Source organism: Brevundimonas sp. (assembly GCF_031082345.1).
Lineage (GTDB): Bacteria > Pseudomonadota > Alphaproteobacteria > Caulobacterales > Caulobacteraceae > Brevundimonas.
Map to the genome: position 1 here is coordinate 1 of NZ_JAVHLH010000349.1, position 2,091 is coordinate 2,091.

Consider the following 2,091-nt stretch of genomic DNA (forward strand, 5'->3'; position numbering starts at 1 on the left):
GCCGAGCCTCATCAGGCGCGAGCGGCTCCAGACCACGCCGAAATGGGCCAGCACCTGCTGCAGATAGGGCGAGGCCTTCAGGTGCGGGGTCATGGCCATGGGGCCGGCGACGTCGTCGTTCTCGCCGCCGCCGACGGTGATCAGGCGCAGGGCGCTGTTGCCGTCGAGATTGTTGGGGTGGCGCACCCAGGCCTCGGCCGGGAAGGCGGCGACCTCTTCCTGCAGACGCGCCGCGTCGAACCGGAACGGCAGTTTGATGAACGGGGCCTCGAGCTTCATGCGGTTGGCATACCGGCGGGCGGGGCCGGGGTCAAAGCGCGCGGCGGGCTCAGAGGGCGCGCCATGGCGTCGCCGGGCGGACGGTGGCGCAGGTCGGCGAGCCGTCCTTGCCGCGGCCGGGCAGGACGACCTCGAGCGTCCGGCCTTCGCGCGCCTGGTTCAGCAGCAGCGGCGGGACGTCGTGGATGTCGATCTTGGCCCGCCGGCTCCACGGGCTGGCGTGATCGCCGGCCGAGGTTCCGATGCGGATATAGACGAAACGGCGGGTCGGCCCCTCGCGCCGGACGAAGGGCCCGAGGAAGCGGTTGTCGCTGGACAGCCGGACGGGCACGTCAAAGGACAGGGGGGCCTCGACGGCCGTCACCGGCTCGAACGGGGCGTCGTCCTTCTGCAGGCTGTAGCGAACGCCCGGGATGGGGTCGGCGATGGTCAGGCGAAGGGTGATGGGCGAGTCGGCCATCCTGGCCTCCGGTTCCCGGCGGTGAGGAGAATGCGGCCTCAGCCGCCGTCCCGCAACGCCATCAGGTAAGTCTCGGCCTGATCGACCCGACTGAAGACGTCGGACGCGTCGCCGGTGACGCAGCCGCGGTCCCAGCCGAGCTCCTGATCCTCGTGACCGGGCTGCGACCAGACCAGCCGGCCATAGGGCAGGTCGGCGATGACCCGCTCGCATTCGAAACCGGCCCCCTCGTACGGGCGGAAGAGGTCGCGGACCCGGTCGAAATCGGCGGGGGTGACGGCGAAGGTCGTGGTTCGTCCGTCGTGGTGCGCCCAGGTCGCCTCGCCTCCGCGGGGGATGTCCCAGCGCTCCTGCATATTGCCCCACGAGAGCCAGGTCAGGGTCATCCGTGTCGGGTCCGGCAGACCGGGCGGCGGGACCCAGCGTTCCTCGGCCATGTCCTCGACGTCATAGTAGGCGGCGGTCATCGAGCTCTTCGCGTCTCCGTGCCCGTCGGCGTAGCAGATGGATTCATTGGGGCGGCGCGTTTCGACGCCGTTCTCGCGCCAGGCCAGATAGCCATTGTGCTCCCATGACTCGTCGCGGCCACAGATCAGGCCTTCGGCGCGGTATGGCTCCAGCAGGGCGCGGATGCGGACATAGTCCGCGTGGCTGACCGGAAAGGCGTAGTCCTCCTGTCCGGTCTTGAAGCGGCCCTCGCCGCCGTCCTCGACCGAGAAGAACATGATCCCCGGATGGTAGACGACCTCGACCTTGTCGGGGGGACCCGCCTCCGCCTCTGCAACCGGCGCCTGCGGAGACGCCTGCGTCGCGCAGCCGGCCAGCAGAACCGCCCCGGCGATCAAGAGATTGCGCATCCCGTTCTCCTCCTCGGATCTCGCCGAAGAATAGAGCGGGCGCAGGCGCGTCGGACAACCCCGGGTGGACTCCTGTCAGGGATGATCAGGCGTCGTCCAGATGCTCGATGACATGGCTGCCGCGCACCATGCGCACGAACGGCAGGGGGCGGTGCGGATGCGTCAGACGCTCCGAGACCTCGCCGAGGACGAAACGGGTGATGGCGGGCAGGTCGACCGCGCGGGCCTCGTCCAGCGGCAGCCAGGCGATTTCGTCCAGCTCCCCGGAGCCGGCGGTGGGTTCGGGATGCAGCAGGGCCGAGGCGTCGGCCATGAAGAAGCGGGCGTCGAAGCGGCGGCTGCGACCGGGCGGGGTGATGGCGCGGGCCATGTAGCGAAGCGCGGCCAGATCGGGCAGGGCCCCCGCGGCGCGGAACTCACGCCAAGGCCCGGCCACGGAGGCCGGCGGGGCTGGCTCGGCCAGCAACAGGCCTGTTTCCTCGAAGGTCTCGCGCA

At 70.4% G+C, this 2,091-nt stretch carries 2 protein-coding genes and 2 pseudogenes; all 4 read right to left on the reverse strand.

From position 1 onward, the window contains the following. Window positions 1–279, reverse strand: a pseudogene (locus tag RDU12_RS15140) (aspartyl beta-hydroxylase); the annotation flags it as partial. Between the two features lie 49 nt (window positions 280–328). Further along, window positions 329–739, reverse strand: a complete 411-nt coding sequence (locus RDU12_RS15145; protein WP_308685463.1) for a DUF5990 family protein — start codon at window positions 737–739, stop codon at window positions 329–331. Between the two features lie 38 nt (window positions 740–777). Further along, window positions 778–1,596, reverse strand: coding sequence for a hypothetical protein (locus RDU12_RS15150; RefSeq protein WP_300293355.1), 819 nt, complete (start codon window positions 1,594–1,596; stop codon window positions 778–780). A gap of 85 nt (window positions 1,597–1,681) precedes the next feature. Beyond that, a pseudogene (locus tag RDU12_RS15155) lies at window positions 1,682–2,091 on the reverse strand (NUDIX hydrolase); the annotation flags it as partial.